The organism is Peribacillus simplex (assembly GCF_001542915.1).
Taxonomy (GTDB): Bacteria; Bacillota; Bacilli; order Bacillales; family DSM-1321; genus Peribacillus; species Peribacillus simplex_B.
In genome coordinates this window covers 24670-43834 of sequence record NZ_LNNH01000019.1, presented here as the reverse complement: position 1 = coordinate 43834, position 19165 = coordinate 24670, and the positions used below count along the sequence as shown (strand labels likewise).

Genomic DNA, 19165 nt, shown 5'->3' with positions numbered 1-19165 from the left:
CAACATTGAAAAGGAGGGTCAGAATGAAGAAGAAATTCTCATATCTATTCGGGCCAACATTTCTTGCCATCATCATTTTATTGGTGTTGGACGATTACCGCCAGTATGCGATTGTCCCGGTCCTGCTTTTTTGGATCATCCTCTTTTCCTGGGACTCGATCGAGAAAAAGAAGAAAGCAAAAGAAAACTCGTAACATTTGACTAACTCGTTATCAAGCAAAGGGGGAGCGGCGGCAAATGGAAATCAGAAAGGCTTCGGGGAAAGATGCGGAGGAGTTGGCAGCTTTGTTCAATCATGTTGAAGATTCAGGGTTTATGCTGTTCAACCCCGGTGAAAGAAAAGCGACGAACATCCAAATGGAAAAACAAATCGAGCAAATCGAAAAAAATCCCCATTCCGTATTCCTTGTTGCTGCAAGCGGCCATGATTTGCATGGTTATTTACTGTTAGTCGGGAACGGGCTCGAAAGAACGAGGCATTCAGCCAAGATCGTCATCGGCATTAAGGAAGGTGAGCGGGGGAAAGGCATCGGGTCGAGGCTATTCCAGGAAATGGAGGAGTTTGCCCGCCTAAACGGAATCCGGCGCCTTGAATTGTCCGTCATCGCAAATAATGTTCATGCCCTCTCGCTGTATGCTAAGATGGAGTTCGAACAAGAAGGCGTAAAGCGTGAATCGCTGTTTTTTGATGGAATGTATCATGATGAATATGTTTTGTCCAAATTACTTTGAAAAAACGTATTGTCAAATAACAGAATGTCTGATAATATTAATTTTGTTGTGAAAAACGAATAAAATTAGCATTTGACAAGTCATCAGTGTTTATGATATATTTCTAAAGTGAATTGAATACGTGTTTGAGGAAAAGAAGAAGCACCCGCTTCTCACCTGGTTGACGCAAGCAATGCAGTTAACAGGTCATGATTTGATTATTTGGATCTTTCTGAATGAGTCTATCAGTGTGGGTGCAGCATGCATCCACACTTTTTTATTATGATTATATCCTGTAAGCGAGTTGTGAGCGTGACCGAATTGATTCAAATATTCGTATTCGCCAATATCTTTGGAGGTGGCTAACTATTAGTAAAGACGCGATGGTAAACGAGGGCATCCGAGCCCGTGAAGTTCGTCTTATTGACCAAAACGGAGAACAACTTGGAATTAAAACGAAATTCGAAGCATTGGAAATTGCCGCTCGTGTAAATCTTGATCTAGTTTTAGTTGCTGCAAATGCAAAGCCTCCGGTAGCCCGGATCATGGACTACGGAAAACACCGCTTCGAGCAGCAAAAGAAAGACAAGGAAGCACGTAAGAATCAAAAAGTCATCAGTCTGAAAGAGGTTCGCTTGAGCCCGACGATTGAAGAACATGATTTCAATACGAAGCTTCGCAACGGTATTAAATTCCTTGAAAAAGGCGATAAAGTAAAAGCTTCTATCCGATTCAAAGGACGTGCCATTACGCATAAGGAAATTGGTCAACGTGTACTCGTTCGTTTTTCTGAAGCATGTAAAGAAGTGGCTACAATCGAGCAACATCCAAAAATGGATGGACGCAGCATGTTCATCATCTTAGCACCAAAAGCTGAAAAGTAATTGTAAAGTAATTTGTAATGAGGAGGAATACCTTATGCCTAAAATGAAAACTCACCGCGGGTCTGCTAAACGTTTCAAAAAGACTGGATCCGGCAAACTTAAGCGTTCTAACGCTTACACAAGCCATTTATTTGCTAACAAATCTACTAAGCAAAAGCGTAAGCTTCGCAAAGCTAGCCTTGTAAGCAAAGGTGACTTCAAACGTATTCGTCATATGTTAGACAACATTAAATAAGTTCGATTTATCGAGTTAAATAGGAGGGAAATAACATGCCACGTGTAAAAGGCGGTACTGTTACTCGCAAACGTCGTAAAAAGGTAATAAAATTAGCTAAAGGTTACTATGGCGCGAAACATATTCTTTTCAAAGTAGCTAACCAACAAGTAATGAAGTCAGGAAACTATGCTTTCCGTGACCGTCGTCAAAAGAAACGTGATTTCCGCAAACTTTGGATCACTCGTATCAACGCAGCTGCACGCATCAACGGTCTTTCTTACAGCCGTTTAATGCATGGTCTAAAGCTTGCTGGTATCGAAGTGAACCGCAAAATGCTTGCTGATCTTGCTGTTGCTGACGAACAAGCTTTTGCTCAATTAGCAACTGCTGCTAAACAACAATTAGACAAATAAGTCTGACTGATATCAGCCACTCTCTTTTCTAGAGGGTGGCTTTTTACATAGAAAAGGAGGAAATCGGGATGCAGGGAGTATGGATCATCGTGGCGTATATGGTCATCACAAACATCATCGGATTTGCGATAATGGGAATCGACAAAAGGAAAGCGCGTGCCCGCGAATACCGGATCAGTGAAAAGACACTATGGTTTTGGGCGTTCATCGGCGGAGGGACAGGATCATTTTTGGGGATGAGGCATTTTCGCCATAAGACGAAGCATGCTGCATTCAAATGGGGCCTGCCCCTGTTGATGGTCATCCAGATAGGCTTAATCATCAAGATATTTATTCAATAGTCATATGAAGCCCATTTAATGTATATGCTTGAAGGAAGCAGCAAAGAGTAGCTGGAGGGAGAACATGAATGATAAACTGACACTTGTGATGAGCTACGTTCAATCCGGCAGTGTGTTCGCACCATTGATTTTTATCACGTTTCATTTGTTACGGCAATTTTTATTCATTCCCGTCATTGTCGTCTGCATATCAGGCGGGGTGTTATTCGGGGCAGCTTTCGGAACCATTTATTCGATAATCGGCTTGACGTTATCGAGCATGGTCTTTTATTTCGTGATAGGCAAATTTCCAAAAACCAAGGATAAGCTTCTGCGGCTTAAGAATAAGCTATTCGGAAACCGGAAGCTGAACAGCCGGCAGATTGCCGTGCTGCGGCTCATCCCGTTCATCCATTTCTATTTATTGTCGCTATGCTTATTGGAATCGAATAAAGGGTTGAAAAATTATTTTTACCTATCCTTCATGACTAATATCCCCGTTGCCTTCGTCTACACGGTATTTGGCCACTATATTGCAGATTTCAGCCCGACGCTGATCGTCATCATTTTATTATCCCTAACCGTCTTGCTCTATTTATTGAGGGAGAAGCAAACCGTCGTTCCCTGGAAGGAATTCTTCCGATCACATGAATAGATGAAGAGCCTTGAGTGCATTTCCCTCAAGGCTCTTCATGCGTGCCTGTCATTCTTTTTTCAAAAATTCCTTAACCGGACTTTTCCAATCGATAACCGCATCGGGATATTGTCTTTTTATCGCTGTCTCGATTTTCAAGAAGTCATTTCTCTTCAAGCCTTTCAATCCGGCGACCGTTTTAGGCCATATGAAGATCGATATGATCTCGAAGGAGCGTTCCGTCGTTCCTAAATACTTTTCCCCTTCAAACATGACCCCGTTATACGTCAACAAAAAATTCTTGCGGATATTGGCTGTATCGTCGAGAAGAAAATACTTTTTCTGTTCATGTGCCAGCTCTAATTTTCTTTTCGGGTTCGATAGGTATTTGATGACTGTGTATATGAAGAAGATGATAAGAGCCAAAAGAACGAACCGCATGATCAATACCATGGAGCTACCTCCCTAAACAGAGTGATTCCCTTCATTTACGTATGGGTTTTTAATAAGTTTCATTTATTTGTTATAATTTAATGGATGATGACAGAAAGTAGTGATGAAAATGAACATAGGAAGATTATTGGACATGCAGGCGGGTTTGGATGAACATATTCAAGCGAAGCATGATTTGGGTGCTGAAAACTTGATTGAACGGAAGGTTCTCGCCCTTCTGGTGGAGCTTGGGGAGCTGGCCAATGAAACGAGATGCTTTAAATTCTGGAGCCTTAAAGGTCCTGCCGAGAAAGAGACGATATTGGCTGAATACGTGGATGGCATTCATTTCATTCTGTCTCTCGGAATCGAACTTGGTTTCGTACCGGAAATCGGATTGGACACCAAAAAGCACGAGGCCGATCTGACGGCTCAATTCATTGCGATTTATGGCCATATCAGTGAATTCCGTACAAAATTGACCGAATCATCGTATCAAAAGGTATTTGCGGAGTATCTATCTTTAGGGGAAATGCTCGGATTTTCCGCAGCGGATGTGGAACAGGCATACGTGAGCAAGAATGAAGTGAACTATGAACGCCAAAAGCAAGGCTACTGATTGTTTATGCAATCGATTTTTTGTATAATTATCCTTGTGATGTAAGGAATAGGGAGGTAAAAGGATGGCTCAATTGGATGAAACGTTACGAATGCTGCGGGACTTAACGGATGCCAAAGGCATTGCAGGCAATGAAAGTGAAGTAAGAAACGTGATGGCTGAATACATAACACCTTATGCCGATGAAATTTCCAGTGATGGGTTGGGAAGCCTGATTGCCATGAAGACGGGTGACGCAAACGGTCCGAAGATCGTGGTCACTGGCCATATGGACGAAGTCGGCTTCATGATCACCCAAATCGATGAAAAAGGATTTTTGCGCTTTCAGCCTGTAGGAGGCTGGTGGTCGCAGGTGATGCTTGCCCAACGCGTGACGATCGTGACGGGTAAAGGCGATGTAACCGGCATCATCGGTTCCAAACCGCCGCATATCCTGTCAGCCGAAGCGAGGAAAAAGCCAATCGATATTAAGGATATGTTCATTGATATAGGGGCATCAAGCAAGGAAGAAGTTAAAGAATGGGGCGTCAAGCCAGGGGACATGGTCGTGCCATATTTCGAGTTCACGGTCATGAATAATGAGAAGATGCTGCTTGCCAAAGCTTGGGATAATCGCATTGGCTGTGCCATCGCCATAGATGTGCTGAAGCAGCTGAAGGATAGCGAACATCCCAATGTCGTCTACGGGATCGGTGCGGTGCAGGAAGAAGTGGGACTGCGCGGCTCGAAAACATCGACATTCAAGATCCAGCCGGATATCGGTTTTGCCGTCGATGTCGGTATTGCAGGTGATACACCGGGGATATCCGATAAAGAAGCGATGAGTAAAATGGGGGACGGCCCGCAAATCGTCATATATGATGCATCGATGGTGGCACATAAGGGGTTGCGCGATTTCGTCACCGACACGGCCGATGAAATGAATATTCCTTATCAATATGAATCGATTCCAGGCGGTGGGACAGATGCCGGCTCCATCCACTTGACGGCGAATGGAGTGCCTGCATTGGCGATCACGATTGCAACCCGCTACATTCATTCGCATGCAGCCATGCTGCACCGGGACGATTACGAGAATGCGGTCAAACTCATTGTCGAAGTGATCAAACGCTTGGACCGTGAAGCCGTAGATCGAATCATTTACGAATAAAATCGGGAAAAATAGTAAGGGAGTGGACGTGAAAAAAGTCCACTCCCTTTTCTATTACTAACATCTATTTATCTTCGATGACGATATAGACCGCCTTGATGGGCCCGTGGACGCCAACGACAAGATCCATTTCGATATCGGCCGAATTGCTCGGTCCCGTTATGAAATTAATGCAGGAAGGAACGACTTCACCACGGGCGACTTTTGAACGGATGGCCGCTGCAGCTTGGGTCATTCGCGCAATGATCGTGCTTTTCGGGATGATCGAAATATGGCAGGAGGGAAGGAAGCTGATGGATCGGCCATGATCCTTGCTGCTGAACAAGACAACGGTCGCTGATTCTGCCAGCGTCATTTCACTGAATGTGATTCCGATGTTTGCACGCTCGGCTTTTTCGATGTTTTTTCTGCCTGCGTGATGGTCCCATACAAACGTGTCTTTTTCCAATAATAATTCATCCAATTCATACTCTGAAAATCGATCGTCGTTCGGGATGATCAAGGGGCCGTTACCAAGCTGCTCGATCACCTGATTCAACCGATGCTTCACTTGCGTTGTATCAGTCAGGTGAAAATCGGTATGGACCCGTTTGCATTGTTCCTGCAATTCCTCGACAAGATCATTTGGTGTCGCATGTTTCAAAACCTCCCTTTGAGGGGCGTTCTTCCAAACGGGCGGTGAAATCCCTTCGGTTATAAGAGGCCTTCCTAGGTTTTTGGCAATATTGGCTAAGAACGTCCCTTCATTATGGATGGTCCCCTTCATGATGGGTTTCCCCCCTTCTCACGATGTTTGAACCAGTCCCGAAAGCTCTCTTTACCTGGCGCAGGAAACTCACGGCTTTCCGTCCAATTTTTCAGCGGCCCCGGCCCTTTTGAGATGCTGTCTCCCGTTTTGAAAGGAGACATGGCAGAAGGGACCATTTTGGAACCGAACTTATAAAGCATGGGGGAAGCTGCCCCGATCCCGAATGCCTTCATCGCCATCTTTTCTGAAAATGGAGCCATTTTTTCCTTTTCCACTATGACTTCACGATGCTTTCTTAGTAGATCGTGAAGCGGAATCTTGACCGGACAGGCATCTGTGCAGGCTGCACAGAGAGTCGACGCATATGGAAGCTCCTTGAAATCATCATATCCTCCGAGCAAGGGGGATAGCACGGCCCCGATTGGCCCCGGATAAATGGATCCGTATGAATGGCCGCCAACCTGGCGATAAACCGGGCATACATTAATGCAGGCAGCACAGCGGATGCATTGCAGGACGGATTGAAACTCGGTTCCTAATATGGAGGAACGTCCGTTATCGACGATCACCAGATGGAATTCCTCGGGGCCGTCGACATCGCCTTCATCCCGCGGGCCGGTGAGAGCAGTGATGTAGCTGGTCAATCGTTGACCGACGGCGCTTCTTGTCAATAGACTGACAAGGACCTCGAATTCATCGAAAGTGGGGACAAGCCGTTCCATTCCCATCACGGTAATTTGCGTTTTGGGAAGGGCAGTGACCAAATCGGCATTCCCTTCATTGGTCACCAAACCAATTGAACCGGTTTCCGCTATTGCAAAATTACAGCCCGTAATCCCCACATCGGCGCTTAGGAAATCCTTTCGGAGGATGCCTCGGACATGGGCGGTTAGTTCTTCCGGTTTTTCGGTTTGGGTATAGGCAAGCTTCTCTATGAAAACATCCCTAATTTGTTCTTTGTTTTTATGAAGGGCAGGTGCGACGATATGGGAAGGGGGATCATGATCATCCACCTGTAATATGTATTCGCCAAGATCCGTTTCCACGACATCGAGGCCAATCGCTTCAAGGGAAGCATTCAAATTGATCTCTTCGGTGACCATCGATTTGGATTTCACGATTTTCTTGGCCTTCTTATCCACAATCACATCCTTGATGTAACCGCTTGCTTCTTCAGCCGTCTCCGCGAAAAAAACGTGACCGCCCCGTTTCGAAACATTTGCTGCAAGCTGGTGCAAATAGAAGTCAAGGTTGGCGAGGACATGCTGCCGGATTTCTTGCCCAAGGGAACGCCAATCCTCCCAATTGCCCAATTCATCAACCGCCGTCAGCCTCCGTCCATGCAATCGTTCTTGGGCACTCGATACGGCCATGCGCATAAAATCATTATGTATTCCTTCATCCACCCGTTCTTTAAACGTGGCCGAGCTCGTTTTCATTGCCATCGTTTTTCCCTCCTTGCTTTCTTTATTTACTATTCAGCACTTCCGCAATATGAAGCACCCGAATCGGTTCCCCTTTCCTTTGGATGCGTCCGCCGATATTCATCAAGCATCCTGCATCGCCGCCTATTAAAAAATCGGCCCCGGTGTCTTGAATATTGCACACCTTCTCCTCCACCATTTGACCGGAAATATCGCCCATCTTAACCGAAAACGTGCCGCCGAATCCGCAGCAGTTTTGGGCATCCGGAAGAGGGGTCATCTCAAGGCCATTTACATGGCTTAATAAAATCGCAGGGGCCTCCTTCACGTTAAGCAGCCTTGTCATATGGCATGAAGTATGATAAGTCGCCCTTCCCTTGAAGGTTGCCCCGACATCGGTGACCTTCAAGACATCGACGATGAACTGGGTCAATTCATAGGTTTTCGCCGCTAAAGAGACAGCTTTCTTTTCCCATTCAACATCGCCTTGAAAAAGAACCGGATATTCCTTGAACATCGCCGCACAGGAGCCGGAAGGAGTGACGATGTATTCAGCGTCTGCGAAGGTTTTGATCATTTTTTTCATCGCTTCCTTCGAATCCTTTGTATACCCGCTATTATATGCCGGCTGTCCGCAGCATATCTGGGATTCCGGGAAGTCGATCTCACAGCCCAATCTCTCTAGCAGCTCCACCGTCGCTTTACCGACATTGGCATGAAACAGATCAACTAAGCATGTCGCAAAGAGAGTCACTTTCAATTTGTACTCCTCCTTTAACAAATAGGTTAACAGGTCATCTGATGACTGAAAAATAGAAAAAGGAAATGGTGAATACCAATTTCCAATGTTTTTACATGAAGCAATCATTTTCAAAATAATATATCAATTTTATCTCCGTTTGTATAGAGTATTTTTGAAAATTCAGGAAAAATCAGTGATTCCCTTGTTGATTTTTTTTGATGACCCCATCCAGTGATTCCTCGACACTTTGCAGATGAAACAGCATGGCATCACGGGCTCCGGCTTCATCTTGGTCAACGATGGCCTCATAAATCCGCGCATGTTGCTGATAGAGCTGATTAAGCGACATTTCCTCGGAATATAAGGCATACCTGCGGATATCCCGCATCTTTTCCGTCATTAATTCTGAAACGTGGTTCATCAAGGAAATCAGCAACTCATTTTGTGAAGCGTTTGCGACGGCAACATGAAAAGCGATATCGGCTTTATCACTCAATTCTTCATCGTCGGAGACATTTTTCATATGGGAAAGCCTTTTCTTCAGTTCGGTAAGGTTATCATTCGTTCGTTTCTTCGCAGCAACTTCTGCCGTACCGGATTCGAGGATTTTTCGAACCTCGAGCAAATGCTTGATATTATCTTGATCCATCAAAAGCGCAGCAGTCAAGGGATGATTCATGATGGCTGGGTCGAAGGTTTTCACGAATGTGCCTTCCCCTTGCTTGATTTCGATGAGGCCCATTGAGCTTAATGCACTTAGTGCCTCACGGATGGCCGGGCGCCCGACTTGGAAATTTTCCGCAAGCTGCTGGATGGAATCCAATTGTTCACCTGGCTTCAGGGTACCAGACCGAATCATTTCATAAAGTTCATCGCTGACGACTTCATAAATTTTTTTCGGCTTTATTTTTTTGTATACCAAGTTAGTAGCACCTCTATTTTCTATGAGTTTCTCTAGTTAATAGTATATAACACAAATGTTCTTTCACCCTCATTGAAGGTTGGAAAATCCAATGAAAAATAAAAAAATCTTGATTTTATATTTTTAATCATTTAATTTTAATGGATACTCATCAAGTCATCAGATGACTTTGGGTTTTTTGGTTTGTAAGGGTTTTCATCTAGAGGTTGATTTCAGAATTTTTTAAAAAAATTATCGTAAATGGAGTCGAAATGAATGACCTGGACACAAAACTTTACCCCGATCACTGATCATTTAATTTTATCTTCTCTTGTTGCACTCATCCCCATCCTTTACTTTTTCTGGGCTCTTGCCATCAGAAGGATGAAGGGCTACTTGGCTGGATTAACGACGTTACTTGTAGCTCTTGCGGTGGCTGTATGGGTCTATGGAATGCCTGCAGGAAAGGCGTTGATGTCCGCTTCACAAGGAGCGGTCTACGGACTGCTGCCAATCGGATGGATCATCATCACCTCCGTATTTTTGTACAAAATGACGGTGAAAAGCGGCCAATTCAATATTATTCGGTCTTCGGTCCTTTCACTTACCGAAGACCTGCGCCTGCAAGCATTATTGGTGGCCTTTTCCTTCGGGGCCTTTTTGGAAGGCGCCGCTGGATTTGGCGCGCCTGTGGCAATTTCGGCCGCCCTTTTAGTCGGACTCGGGTTTAACCCGCTATATGCCGCCGGTATTTGCTTGATCGCAAACACTGCGCCGGTTGCTTTCGGCGCCGTTGGCATACCGATCATCGCGATGGAAGGGCCAACTGGCATTGCGGCGATGGAGATATCGAAAATGGTCGGCCGTCAGCTGCCATTCCTTTCGGCTTTCATCCCGCTTTACCTGATTTTGATCATGGCTGGATGGAAAAGATCGCTGGAGGTCTTGCCGGCCATTTTGGTTTCCGGCTCTTCCTTTGCCATCACCCAGTATGTAAGCTCGAATTTCCTCGGTCCTGAGCTGCCGGATATCCTTTCTGCGTTAGTGTCACTCTTTGCCTTAGCGATCTTTCTTAAATTCTGGAAGCCTAAAACGATCTTTCGCTTTGCATCCGAGGAAACGGCTGCATCTGCCGAACCGCTGAATGAGTCGTCCGAGAAAGAACCAGTGTACACGAAAGGGCAGATCGTCCATGCGTGGTCGCCATTCTTGCTATTGACACTTTTCATAACCATTTGGGGGATAAGCCCGGTAAAACTGGCGCTGACTGGCCATTATGAAGGCGATAACTTTCTGCTGGGGGGAATCAATGAACTTGGAAAACTAGTAACCTTCCAAGTGGAAGTGCCGGGGCTGCATAATGCAATTATCGGAGGCAACGGCCAGCCGATAGCCGCTTTCTTTAAATTGGAGCTGATTGGTGCGGCGGGAACGGCGATTTTACTGGCTGCCCTCGTTACGAAGTTCCTGGTCCATATGCCGGTAAAAGATTTTTTCACCACCTTTGCCGAAGCGATGGGCGAGTTGGCGAAACCGATCTTGATGATTTCTTCCGTTGTCGCCTTTGCCTACGTTACGAATGCCTCGGGCATGTCGACAACTTTAGGGATGACCCTTGCGAAATCGGGGGATTTGTTTCCGTTCTTCGCACCGGTTCTTGGCTGGCTAGGTGTGTTCATAACCGGCTCGGATACATCAGCCAATCTCTTGTTTGGCAGTCTTCAGAAGGTGACGGCGCTTAAGGTGGGAATGGAACCGGTCCTGGCGCTTGCAGCGAACTCTTCCGGAGGGGTGACGGGGAAGATGATTTCACCTCAATCGATCGCGATTGCTTGTGCCGCCGTTGGACTGGCCGGCAGGGAATCGGAGTTATTGAGATTCACGATCAAACATAGTTTATTCTTATTGCTGCTCGTTTGCATGATTACCTTCTTGCAAAATGGCGTCCTTTCCTGGATGATACCATAAGGAGAATGGCCTTATGCAGGAGAGACTCAAAAATACGCCAAGACCAATGGGGAAGGGGGAAGGACCATGCAATTGTCAGCCGTTGCTGAGAAATTGGTGCATGAGGTCCGGAAATTGATCGATGAGGAAATCATCATCATCGATCATGCAGGCACGATCATTGCAAGCACCGATGACAGCCGGATCGGCTCCTATCATGAAGGGGCGATACATGCTTTTAAAAACCGCGAGAAACTGATCATAAATAAACAGGATGAACGAAATTGGAAAGGGGTGAAGGCGGGAATCAACCTGCCGATTTTCTTTAATCAGGAAGCCGTTTGCGTGATTGGGATCACTGGGGAACCCAATCTTGTTTCCCCATATGCAGAACTATTAAAAAAGATGACGGAATTGTTCATTCAGGAAAGCTATCACCTCGAACAGGAGGAATCCCGATCACGCCTGATGGAATTCTTCGTCTTTGAATGGCATCAGCTGGAAACATTCAATGAGCCATTCCTTCAGAAGGCAAAGATGCTTGGCATCGATGTTCATGTGGACAGGGTCATCATCCTTGGTGAATTCAAGACTGAAAAAGTCATCGAACCTCATGTATGGAGGGGGCTTCAGATTTACGTAAGGCAGCAGCATCCATCGGACATCGTCGTCCGATGGGGCCGGAATCAGTTCGTCCTTCTCTCAGCAGCCGATTTTTTTGGATCAAAAGATCAACAATTAATGAAATTACGTAAACTGCAAAGAAAGCTCGAAGATAGCACCGGTTATAAAATGTGTGCAGGGGTTAGCCCGAGTATGTCTGGCTCCGCCTTCAGAAAGGCTTTTTATAAAGCGGAACGCTCGTTGAAGATTGCGTTTCCAGCAGCGGGAATCGTCTTTGATGAGGATTTGAAACTTGAAGTCCTGCTTGATGAGGTCACCCGGGAAACAAGACAGGAATATGTAACCCGGACGATAGAGGATTTGCTTCCCAATGAGGAGTTGCTTAAAACCCTTTCCATGTATTTTGCCTGTGATCTGTCCATGAAGGACACATCTGCAGCCCTTCATATACATATCAATACACTCCATTATAGACTCAAGCGGATCGAAGACATGACCGAATTGAATCCAAGGAACCTAGCAGATTTGGTCACACTCTATCTAGCGTTGAAGGTATTGGATAAACATACAAATTATTTGTAAATGAAACGTGAAATTCTGTGTTTTCATACATAGAAGTTGGCGTTGTTTTTTCCTTATACTTAAATCATATCGAAGCTATCAAATAGGATTGTAAATATGAGGGGGAAATACATACATGATAACGGAGCAGATCAAGCAGTTACTCCTTGGCATCGTTGGAGCGGAAAACTACGATGATTCAAAGGTGGAGTGCCTGGTTCATTCATATGATGCGACACCAGGGTATCAAGCGATGCCTGATGCGGTCATTAAACCTGGCTGTACAGCTGAAGTGTCAGACATCGTCAAGGTATGCAACGCGTACAAGATTCCCATCATTCCACGCGGATCCGGAACGAATTTGAGCGGCGGCACCTGTCCGATGGAGGGCGGGCTTGTTCTATTATTCAATCGAATGAATGCTTTGCTGGAAATAGATGAGGAAAACTTAACCGCGACGGTGCAGCCCGGTCTCATCACATTGGACTTGATTTCAGCGGTTGAGGCGAAGGGGTTATTTTATCCGCCCGATCCAAGTTCGATGAAAATCTCCACGATCGGAGGCAACATTAATGAAAACTCCGGTGGCTTGCGGGGGTTGAAATATGGAGTCACGCGCGATTATGTCATCGGGCTTGAGGTGGTCCTTCCGAATGGGGATATCATTCACACAGGAGGCAAGCTTGCGAAGGATGTAGCGGGGTACGATTTAACGAAGCTGATGGTCGGTTCCGAGGGGACGCTAGGAATCGTTACGGAAGCGATCTTAAAACTGATTCCCACCCCGGAAACGACAAAGACGATGCTGGCCTTGTATCAAGACTTGGATGCCGCAGCCCAGTCCGTGGCAAAAATCATTTCGAATAAAATCATTCCGGTCACCCTTGAATTTCTTGACCGGCCGACATTGGCCGTCGTTGAGGATTTTGCAAAGATCGGGTTGCCGACCGATGTGGAAGCGGTTCTTTTGATTGAACAGGATGGTCCTTTAGAAGTGGTGGAACGTGATATGAAAAGGATGGCTGATATCTGTCTCGAGGAAAAGGCGGTTTCCGTGGAAATTGCCGAGACGGAGGCTGATGCAGCTGCGCTGAAAACGGCAAGACGTACAGCGCTCTCTGCACTGGCACGTCTGAAGCCGACGACCATTTTGGAAGACGCCACCGTTCCCCGTTCGGAAATTGCCAAGATGGTTCGAGCGATCAATGAAATCGCAAAGCAGCATGACGTGAACATTTGTACTTTCGGTCATGCCGGGGATGGGAACCTTCACCCTACCTGCATTACGGACGCTCGTGATCATGATGAAATGGAGCGTGTGGAGCTCGCATTTGCTGACATTTTTGCTGCGGCCATCGATCTTGGCGGGACGATCACCGGTGAACATGGAGTGGGTGCGATGAAGGCGCCTTACCTTGAATGGAAGCTAAAGAAGGAAGGGGTTGCCGCCATGAGGGCGATAAAGCAAGCATTCGATCCCCATGACATCATGAATCCCGGAAAAGTCTTTGCCAAGGAAAGCAGGAAAAGAGTGGTGGTTTCGTCATGACGACCGTTCAGGAAAGAGAAGCGATTGCCAATCAATTCGCGGAAAGAATGAATGAAGATGAATTGCTGAATTGCATGCGATGTGGTTTTTGCCTGCCCCATTGTCCAACATACATCGAATCCGGATCAAAGGAATCCCATTCGCCGAGGGGGAGAATTGCCCTGATGAAAGCGGTGACGGATGGGTTGATAGAGCCCGATGAAGATGTGGAACGCTCTTTAAGTCTATGCCTGGGCTGCAGGGCTTGTGAGCCCGTTTGCCCTTCCGGTGTGAAATATGGACATCTTCTGGAAGAAGCAAGAGATATCATCCATCAAAATAAGCAGCATAGCTTTCCTGTGAAAACGATCCGCAAGGCCGTTTTCAGCGGATTATTCCCACATCAGGAGCGAATGCAGAACATGACGAGCTTACTTGGCTTTTATCAGAGATCCGGCCTGCAATATATCGCCCGTAAAACAGGGGTACTCAGCATGCTGCCCGATAATTTGGCGACCATGGAAAAGGTGCTGCCAAAGGTCCCGACAAAATCGGAAATGAAAAAAAGGCCAACCGGTCTGCCTTCGATTGGCCCAGTCCTTAAAAAGGTGGCCTTCTTTTCCGGCTGCTTGATGGATACGATGTTTCTGGAAACGAACAAGGCAACACTAAAGCTCCTTCAGGTCGCCGGATGTGAAATCGTGATTCCAAAATCCCAAGCTTGCTGTGGGGCGCTCCATGGGCACAGTGGCGAAAAAGAAGGAGCTAAGCAGCTGGCCAAGCGTAATATTGAAGCGTTTGAGGCGGACGGGGTGGATTATATCATTACGAATGCCGGTGGTTGTGGAGCTTTTCTCATTGATTATGACCATTTGCTCCAAGAAGACCCAGTTTGGCATGAACGGGCAATGGCCTTCAAAGGTAAGTTGAAGGACATTAGCGAAATTCTGGTCGATTTACGCTTTCATGAAAAAACTCGCCTGAAATTGCCAGCTCAAACCATCACATTCCAGGATTCCTGTCACTTACGAAATGTGATGAATACATCCATTGCTCCACGTATTCTACTTCAAGCGATAGAAGGAATCGATTTCAGGGAAATGAAGGATGCTGATCGCTGCTGCGGCTCTGCCGGAATCTATAATATTGTGGAATCAGAGATGTCCATGAAAATCCTTGACTCGAAAATGGAGCACACCAAATCGACGCAGGCGGATATTGTTGTGACGGCGAACCCTGGCTGTTTGTTGCAAATGCAGCTCGGAATCGAACGCGAAAAGATGGGGGATTGCACGAAAGCGGTACATATTGCCGACCTACTCTTGGAAGCTGCGGCATTATAATAGAAGAAAACGGCAGGAAAATTGAACGCCGACGCTAGGCTGCAACTGTTCGGATGGTATTATATGTCTAAACATTACGTTTTAAATAATGAGCAAACCATTGAAAAACCTGGTTTTCCGTGAAATGATCGTTCTATTCTGAGAACAAATCGTCATGTTTTAACATAAATGAAATGTGGATTCCTCGTTTACTTAGGTGACAAGCGGGTACAAATTATATATGAGCTACCATATAGCACAACAAACCCTAAGGAGGAATGTACAATGAATAAAACAGTTTATGGAGTATATGAATCGAATGCAGAAGTGATCCAAGCGATTAATGCACTCAAGGCCAAGGGCTTTGAAGGGGACGATATCACGGTTGTAGCTGATAAGGAAGAAACATTGGATTTTACCCATCACCAACGTGAAACGGATGTTCATACAATGACGAATGTTTCTAACGACGAATCTTTCATGGACAAGGTGGCCCGCTTCTTCATGCCGGACGATACAGCTGACCTATCAACAAGATTGGCGAATGCAGGCCTTTCCAATAGTGACGCAGCTGAGCATGTCTTTGATGTGGAAAACGGAAAGGTTCTCGTCCTAGTTGAAGAAGGGGAAGGACATCTTGGAACGGCAAAAGATCAATTCACGACCGCAAGAACGGACACGGCTGGAACAAGGCTGGATGCGAACACCACGCCCCCTCTTTATAACAATGCCGAAAAAACCGATGCCTTAAATAAGGAAGATGTATATGGAATGAACGGACAAGGTCGTGAATTGCCGGAAGATGAACAGACGCTCAAGCTTCGTGAAGAGCAGCTGAATATCGATAAAGAAAGAGTTCAGACCGGTGAAGTTGTCATCAATAAAGAAGTGAAAGAACAACATAAAACGATCAATGTCCCTGTTGAGCATGAAGAGGTGACTGTCGAGCATCGATCCGTTTCAGGACGTGAAGCGAATCTCGAACCTGGCAGCAGCATTCAAGATGGGGAAACGATACGTATTCCTGTCGTCGAGGAAAAATTGGAAGTATCAAAAAAACCAATCGTAACAGACGAAATCGTCATCAAGAAACATGCTGTTCAAGAAACCGAACAGGTTAAAGATACCCTGAAAAAGGAAGAAATTCAGCTTGATAGTACAGATGACTCGATCGTAAATGAAAAAAACGCAGCTGAACGAAGAGGCGACCGCTTCTAAGTGTAAAAAAATAAGCTGCAGCATGAAAAAAGGGCTTCGGAATGTTCCCCATTCCGAAGCCCTTTTTCATTTAACTTGATCACAGCATTACTTGATGAATCGCAAGAGTATGCGAAACCAGCCATTGTTTAAAAAGCAGCCCTTGGGGTATACCTACAAATAAGAAACGTTTCAGAAAATAAGGAGGAAGAGATGCATGGTTAAAGCATTATATGGTGTGTACGATACTAAAACAGAAGTATATCAGGCTATACAATCCTTAAAGGAAACAAGAAGACAAGGGGAAATAACCGTAATCGCCAATAAAAAGGAAGATTTCGATTTTGGCAATGAAGGAAGAAATCCGGATGTGGACGTCGTAACGAATGCCAATGAAGATTCCTTCTTGGATAAGATGAAGCATTTTTTCCTGAACGAAGGCTCTCGGGACATTAGGAACAGGCTGGGTGAATTGGGGCTTGCCGATAGCGAAGCGACCGCTTATATAAACGAGGTGGAGTCAGGGAAATTCTTGATCCTTACAGATGACCAGGCAGCCGCTTCCAAAGACATGCATGATGACGAATCCCTTATAGAAGATCCGCTAAAAACAGGAGTGGTGAACAACCCGGACCCGAATCTTTTTCCTGAGACGACTGCCAATGCCTATCAAACAAGGGAAGTTGAGGCACAGCCAGGGAGAAGCACAGAACTGCACGGAAATTCTTCCGATATTTTTGAAAATCAACAAGAGCTGGACACGAAGCGGTCTCAAGAAAGGGAAATCAGGGCTAATTCCACTGAAAAATTTAAACAACAGGAGAAAATGGACCATGAAGGCACATTGACTAGCGACCCCCATGCCGACGCATTTTCAGCCGATGCCCAAAAAGAACGGAATGCAGAAAGATCTGTAAACCGTGATGTTAAAGAGGAAGAAGATCCGTTGGAGGACGATTACATCAAAAATAGAATCAATACCGATCATCTGTAAAGGCGCAAACTAACAGCCGGCCAAAGGCTGTTAGTTTTTGAATTTGAATGGAAACTCCTTTAGGAAAGGAGTTTTTCGGCCAGGTACTAGCATTTCCCATTGCATTATTTGCTTGTTTATTGATAAAGCGACAAGGTATAATTACAGAGGAATTCTATTTCAAGTGAAGTAACAAGGAGGAAGAAAACATGGACAAAAACGTTTATGGTGTTTTTGACTCTAATCCGGAATTACTTGCTGCAATTCATGATTTACAAGCAAAAGGCGTGACCGGCATACAAATGACAGTCGCAGCTGATATAAAAAATGATGTGCAGCTCGGAAACGACCATACGGATATATTGATCATCGCCAATCAGGATAAGGATACTTTTTTAGAGAAAATCATCCATTTCTTCACAGAAGAAGGTTCAGGGGATTTGCGTACCTTTTTCACGAAATACGGGTACTCCGTAACCGAGACGAATGAGATCCTCGAAGAAGTGAAAGCAAAAAAATACATTCTGCTTCTTGATGAAGAAGTATCTGTTGCAGAAATGATGGCTGACCCAGATAAAGTGGTGCCGATGACGAAGTAAGCGAATCAAAAAAATAACAGCCTCCGAGGGCTGTTATTTTTTTAATCCTGATTCAAGGGCATTAATCATTTCCTGTTTTTCTTGATCAGATGAATTTTGCCAGATGACCTCGAATAAGACTCCCAAGCCAGGCAGCATTTTTTCCTCGCCGTTTTGTATCGCATCGACAATCGTGTCTTCCAGCTGCTCCTGCGAATTTCCAGATACATTTTGGATGATCGCATTACGTAGGTTTAAATTCACAATTATTCCTCCTCTAACACATAATGACTGACATTAATAGCATTTCACAAACGGGCATGCAATATGTATGCGATTTGCGTTATAATAGGAAAATCAGTGTGAAGTCAAAGGAGCGTTTACCCTTGAAATATATCGAATCCGTAAAAAACCCGCAAGTCAAGCAATGGAAGAAGCTATTGACGAAAAAAGAGCGCGATAAGACAGGCAAATATTTAGTCGAGGGCTTCCACCTTGTTGAAGAAGCCTTAAAAGAAGAAATCGTCATGGAAGTCATCGTAAATGAAGAAACGGAAATGCCCGCCCATTTTAAATTGGAAGGCACGGAAGTCATTTATGTGAAACATGATATTATGAAAGCAATATGCGACACCGAGGCCCCGCAAGGAATTGCTGCGGTGTGTGAACAAAAAGTAATGAGCATGGAGTCCATCAATCCGGATAAACTATTATTGATTGATGCTGTTCAGGATCCGGGGAATATAGGTACGATGATCAGGACAGCGGATGCAGCTGGTATGGATGCAGTCATCGTTGGCGAAGGATGCGCAGATTTATATAACCCGAAGGTGGTCCGTTCGACACAGGGAAGTCTATTCCGTATGCCTGTCATCAAAGCAAACCTATCCGAGGTCATCGAAGAGCTGAAACAGAAGGGGACGCCGGTTTATGGCACAGCTTTGGAAGGCGCTTCACCATATGAAGAAGTCGAAAAAACATCCCGATTCGCCCTGCTTGTCGGAAATGAAGGCCAAGGTGTTTCGAAGGAATTATTGGCAAAAACGACTCAAAATCTCTATATTCCCATTTATGGAAAAAGCGAATCGCTTAATGTAGGGATCGCAGCCGGGATTTTAATGTATCATTTGCGAAAATGAATTTGAAACGGCCGCCGAATTATAATATAATGAAACAGAATTTTATAATGCAAATAACGATGACAAAGAGTAGTACCTTAAGATATCCATATACAGGGAAA

General features: G+C 45.3%; 23 protein-coding genes and 2 other annotated features (1 of these 25 cut by a window edge). Of the genes, 17 read left to right on the top strand and 6 right to left on the bottom strand.

Features of this window, described 5'->3' with window-relative positions:
- Positions 1–23: 23 nt before the first annotated feature.
- From AS888_RS25725 to AS888_RS10970, 7 genes are all read left to right on the top strand, one after another.
- Positions 24–194 (top strand): hypothetical protein, encoded by a 171-nt coding sequence (locus tag AS888_RS25725; protein ID WP_155645463.1) that lies wholly within the window; start codon positions 24–26, stop codon positions 192–194.
- A 43-nt stretch (positions 195–237) separates the two neighbouring features.
- Positions 238–732 carry a GNAT family N-acetyltransferase gene (locus AS888_RS10995; protein ID WP_061142201.1) on the top strand — a complete coding sequence of 165 codons (495 nt, stop codon included), beginning with the start codon at positions 238–240 and terminating at the stop codon, positions 730–732.
- A gap of 127 nt (positions 733–859) precedes the next feature.
- Positions 860–996, top strand: a sequence feature (ribosomal protein L20 leader region).
- A gap of 98 nt (positions 997–1094) precedes the next feature.
- On the top strand, positions 1095–1595 hold the full coding sequence (gene infC / locus AS888_RS10990) for a translation initiation factor IF-3 (RefSeq protein WP_057911473.1): 501 nt from the start codon (positions 1095–1097) through the stop codon (positions 1593–1595).
- Positions 1596–1629: 34 nt separating this feature from the next.
- The gene (rpmI, locus tag AS888_RS10985; RefSeq protein WP_034309070.1) at positions 1630–1830 is read left to right on the top strand and encodes a 50S ribosomal protein L35; all 201 of its coding nucleotides are present in this window, start codon (positions 1630–1632) and stop codon (positions 1828–1830) included.
- 35 nt (positions 1831–1865) lie between these two features.
- Positions 1866–2225 carry a 50S ribosomal protein L20 gene (gene rplT / locus AS888_RS10980; RefSeq protein ID WP_034309067.1) on the top strand — a complete coding sequence of 120 codons (360 nt, stop codon included), beginning with the start codon at positions 1866–1868 and terminating at the stop codon, positions 2223–2225.
- 68 nt (positions 2226–2293) lie between these two features.
- Complete coding sequence (locus AS888_RS10975) at positions 2294–2566, top strand: DUF1294 domain-containing protein (protein WP_061142200.1); 273 nt, start codon at positions 2294–2296, stop codon at positions 2564–2566.
- A 64-nt stretch (positions 2567–2630) separates the two neighbouring features.
- Entirely contained in the window at positions 2631–3200 is a 570-nt protein-coding gene (locus AS888_RS10970; protein WP_061142199.1) for a TVP38/TMEM64 family protein, read from the top strand.
- 48 nt (positions 3201–3248) lie between these two features.
- Here the strand turns inward: AS888_RS10970 and AS888_RS10965 are convergent, their stop codons facing one another.
- On the bottom strand, positions 3249–3632 hold the full coding sequence (locus AS888_RS10965) for a hypothetical protein (protein WP_061142198.1): 384 nt from the start codon (positions 3630–3632) through the stop codon (positions 3249–3251).
- A 109-nt stretch (positions 3633–3741) separates the two neighbouring features.
- On the opposite strand from AS888_RS10965, the gene AS888_RS10960 reads away from it, so the two are divergent.
- Both AS888_RS10960 and AS888_RS10955 read left to right on the top strand, forming a co-directional pair.
- Positions 3742–4230 carry a dUTP diphosphatase gene (locus AS888_RS10960; protein ID WP_061142317.1) on the top strand — a complete coding sequence of 163 codons (489 nt, stop codon included), beginning with the start codon at positions 3742–3744 and terminating at the stop codon, positions 4228–4230.
- 64 nt (positions 4231–4294) lie between these two features.
- Positions 4295–5380: a M42 family metallopeptidase gene (locus tag AS888_RS10955; protein ID WP_061142197.1), complete on the top strand. Its 1086-nt coding sequence runs from the start codon at positions 4295–4297 to the stop codon at positions 5378–5380.
- A 64-nt stretch (positions 5381–5444) separates the two neighbouring features.
- Here AS888_RS10955 and AS888_RS10950 read toward each other — a convergent pair whose 3' ends face one another.
- From AS888_RS10950 to AS888_RS10935, 4 genes are all read right to left on the bottom strand, one after another.
- The gene (locus tag AS888_RS10950; protein ID WP_221408598.1) at positions 5445–6149 is read right to left on the bottom strand and encodes a LutC/YkgG family protein; all 705 of its coding nucleotides are present in this window, start codon (positions 6147–6149) and stop codon (positions 5445–5447) included.
- Positions 6143–7573: a LutB/LldF family L-lactate oxidation iron-sulfur protein gene (locus AS888_RS10945; protein ID WP_061142195.1), complete on the bottom strand. Its 1431-nt coding sequence runs from the start codon at positions 7571–7573 to the stop codon at positions 6143–6145. The genes AS888_RS10950 and AS888_RS10945 overlap by 7 nt, the downstream gene beginning before the upstream one ends.
- Before the next feature lie 22 nt (positions 7574–7595).
- Positions 7596–8312 carry a (Fe-S)-binding protein gene (locus tag AS888_RS10940; RefSeq protein WP_061142194.1) on the bottom strand — a complete coding sequence of 239 codons (717 nt, stop codon included), beginning with the start codon at positions 8310–8312 and terminating at the stop codon, positions 7596–7598.
- A 172-nt stretch (positions 8313–8484) separates the two neighbouring features.
- Entirely contained in the window at positions 8485–9216 is a 732-nt protein-coding gene (locus AS888_RS10935; RefSeq protein WP_061142193.1) for a FadR/GntR family transcriptional regulator, read from the bottom strand.
- Between the two features lie 255 nt (positions 9217–9471).
- On the opposite strand from AS888_RS10935, the gene AS888_RS10930 reads away from it, so the two are divergent.
- From AS888_RS10930 to AS888_RS10900, 7 genes are all read left to right on the top strand, one after another.
- Positions 9472–11163 carry an L-lactate permease gene (locus tag AS888_RS10930; protein WP_061142192.1) on the top strand — a complete coding sequence of 564 codons (1692 nt, stop codon included), beginning with the start codon at positions 9472–9474 and terminating at the stop codon, positions 11161–11163.
- Positions 11164–11229: 66 nt separating this feature from the next.
- Positions 11230–12348 carry a PucR family transcriptional regulator gene (locus tag AS888_RS10925; protein WP_061142191.1) on the top strand — a complete coding sequence of 373 codons (1119 nt, stop codon included), beginning with the start codon at positions 11230–11232 and terminating at the stop codon, positions 12346–12348.
- 115 nt (positions 12349–12463) lie between these two features.
- Positions 12464–13876: a glycolate oxidase subunit GlcD gene (glcD, locus tag AS888_RS10920; RefSeq protein ID WP_061142190.1), complete on the top strand. Its 1413-nt coding sequence runs from the start codon at positions 12464–12466 to the stop codon at positions 13874–13876.
- Positions 13873–15198: a (Fe-S)-binding protein gene (locus AS888_RS10915; protein ID WP_061142189.1), complete on the top strand. Its 1326-nt coding sequence runs from the start codon at positions 13873–13875 to the stop codon at positions 15196–15198. Before glcD ends, AS888_RS10915 begins: the two co-directional genes overlap by 4 nt.
- 264 nt (positions 15199–15462) lie before the next feature.
- Positions 15463–16395, top strand: a complete 933-nt coding sequence (locus AS888_RS10910; protein WP_061142188.1) for a YsnF/AvaK domain-containing protein — start codon at positions 15463–15465, stop codon at positions 16393–16395.
- A 196-nt stretch (positions 16396–16591) separates the two neighbouring features.
- A complete protein-coding gene (locus tag AS888_RS10905; protein WP_061142187.1) occupies positions 16592–17368 on the top strand; it encodes a general stress protein in 777 nt (258 codons plus the stop codon).
- A gap of 188 nt (positions 17369–17556) precedes the next feature.
- A complete protein-coding gene (locus tag AS888_RS10900) occupies positions 17557–17946 on the top strand; it encodes a general stress protein (RefSeq protein ID WP_061142186.1) in 390 nt (129 codons plus the stop codon).
- Positions 17947–17979: 33 nt separating this feature from the next.
- Here AS888_RS10900 and sspI read toward each other — a convergent pair whose 3' ends face one another.
- The gene (sspI, locus tag AS888_RS10895; protein ID WP_061142185.1) at positions 17980–18189 is read right to left on the bottom strand and encodes a small acid-soluble spore protein SspI; all 210 of its coding nucleotides are present in this window, start codon (positions 18187–18189) and stop codon (positions 17980–17982) included.
- 122 nt (positions 18190–18311) lie between these two features.
- On the opposite strand from sspI, the gene AS888_RS10890 reads away from it, so the two are divergent.
- On the top strand, positions 18312–19064 hold the full coding sequence (locus tag AS888_RS10890) for a TrmH family RNA methyltransferase (protein WP_061142184.1): 753 nt from the start codon (positions 18312–18314) through the stop codon (positions 19062–19064).
- 50 nt (positions 19065–19114) lie between these two features.
- Positions 19115–19165: a binding site (T-box leader), on the top strand (it continues 190 nt past the right edge of the window).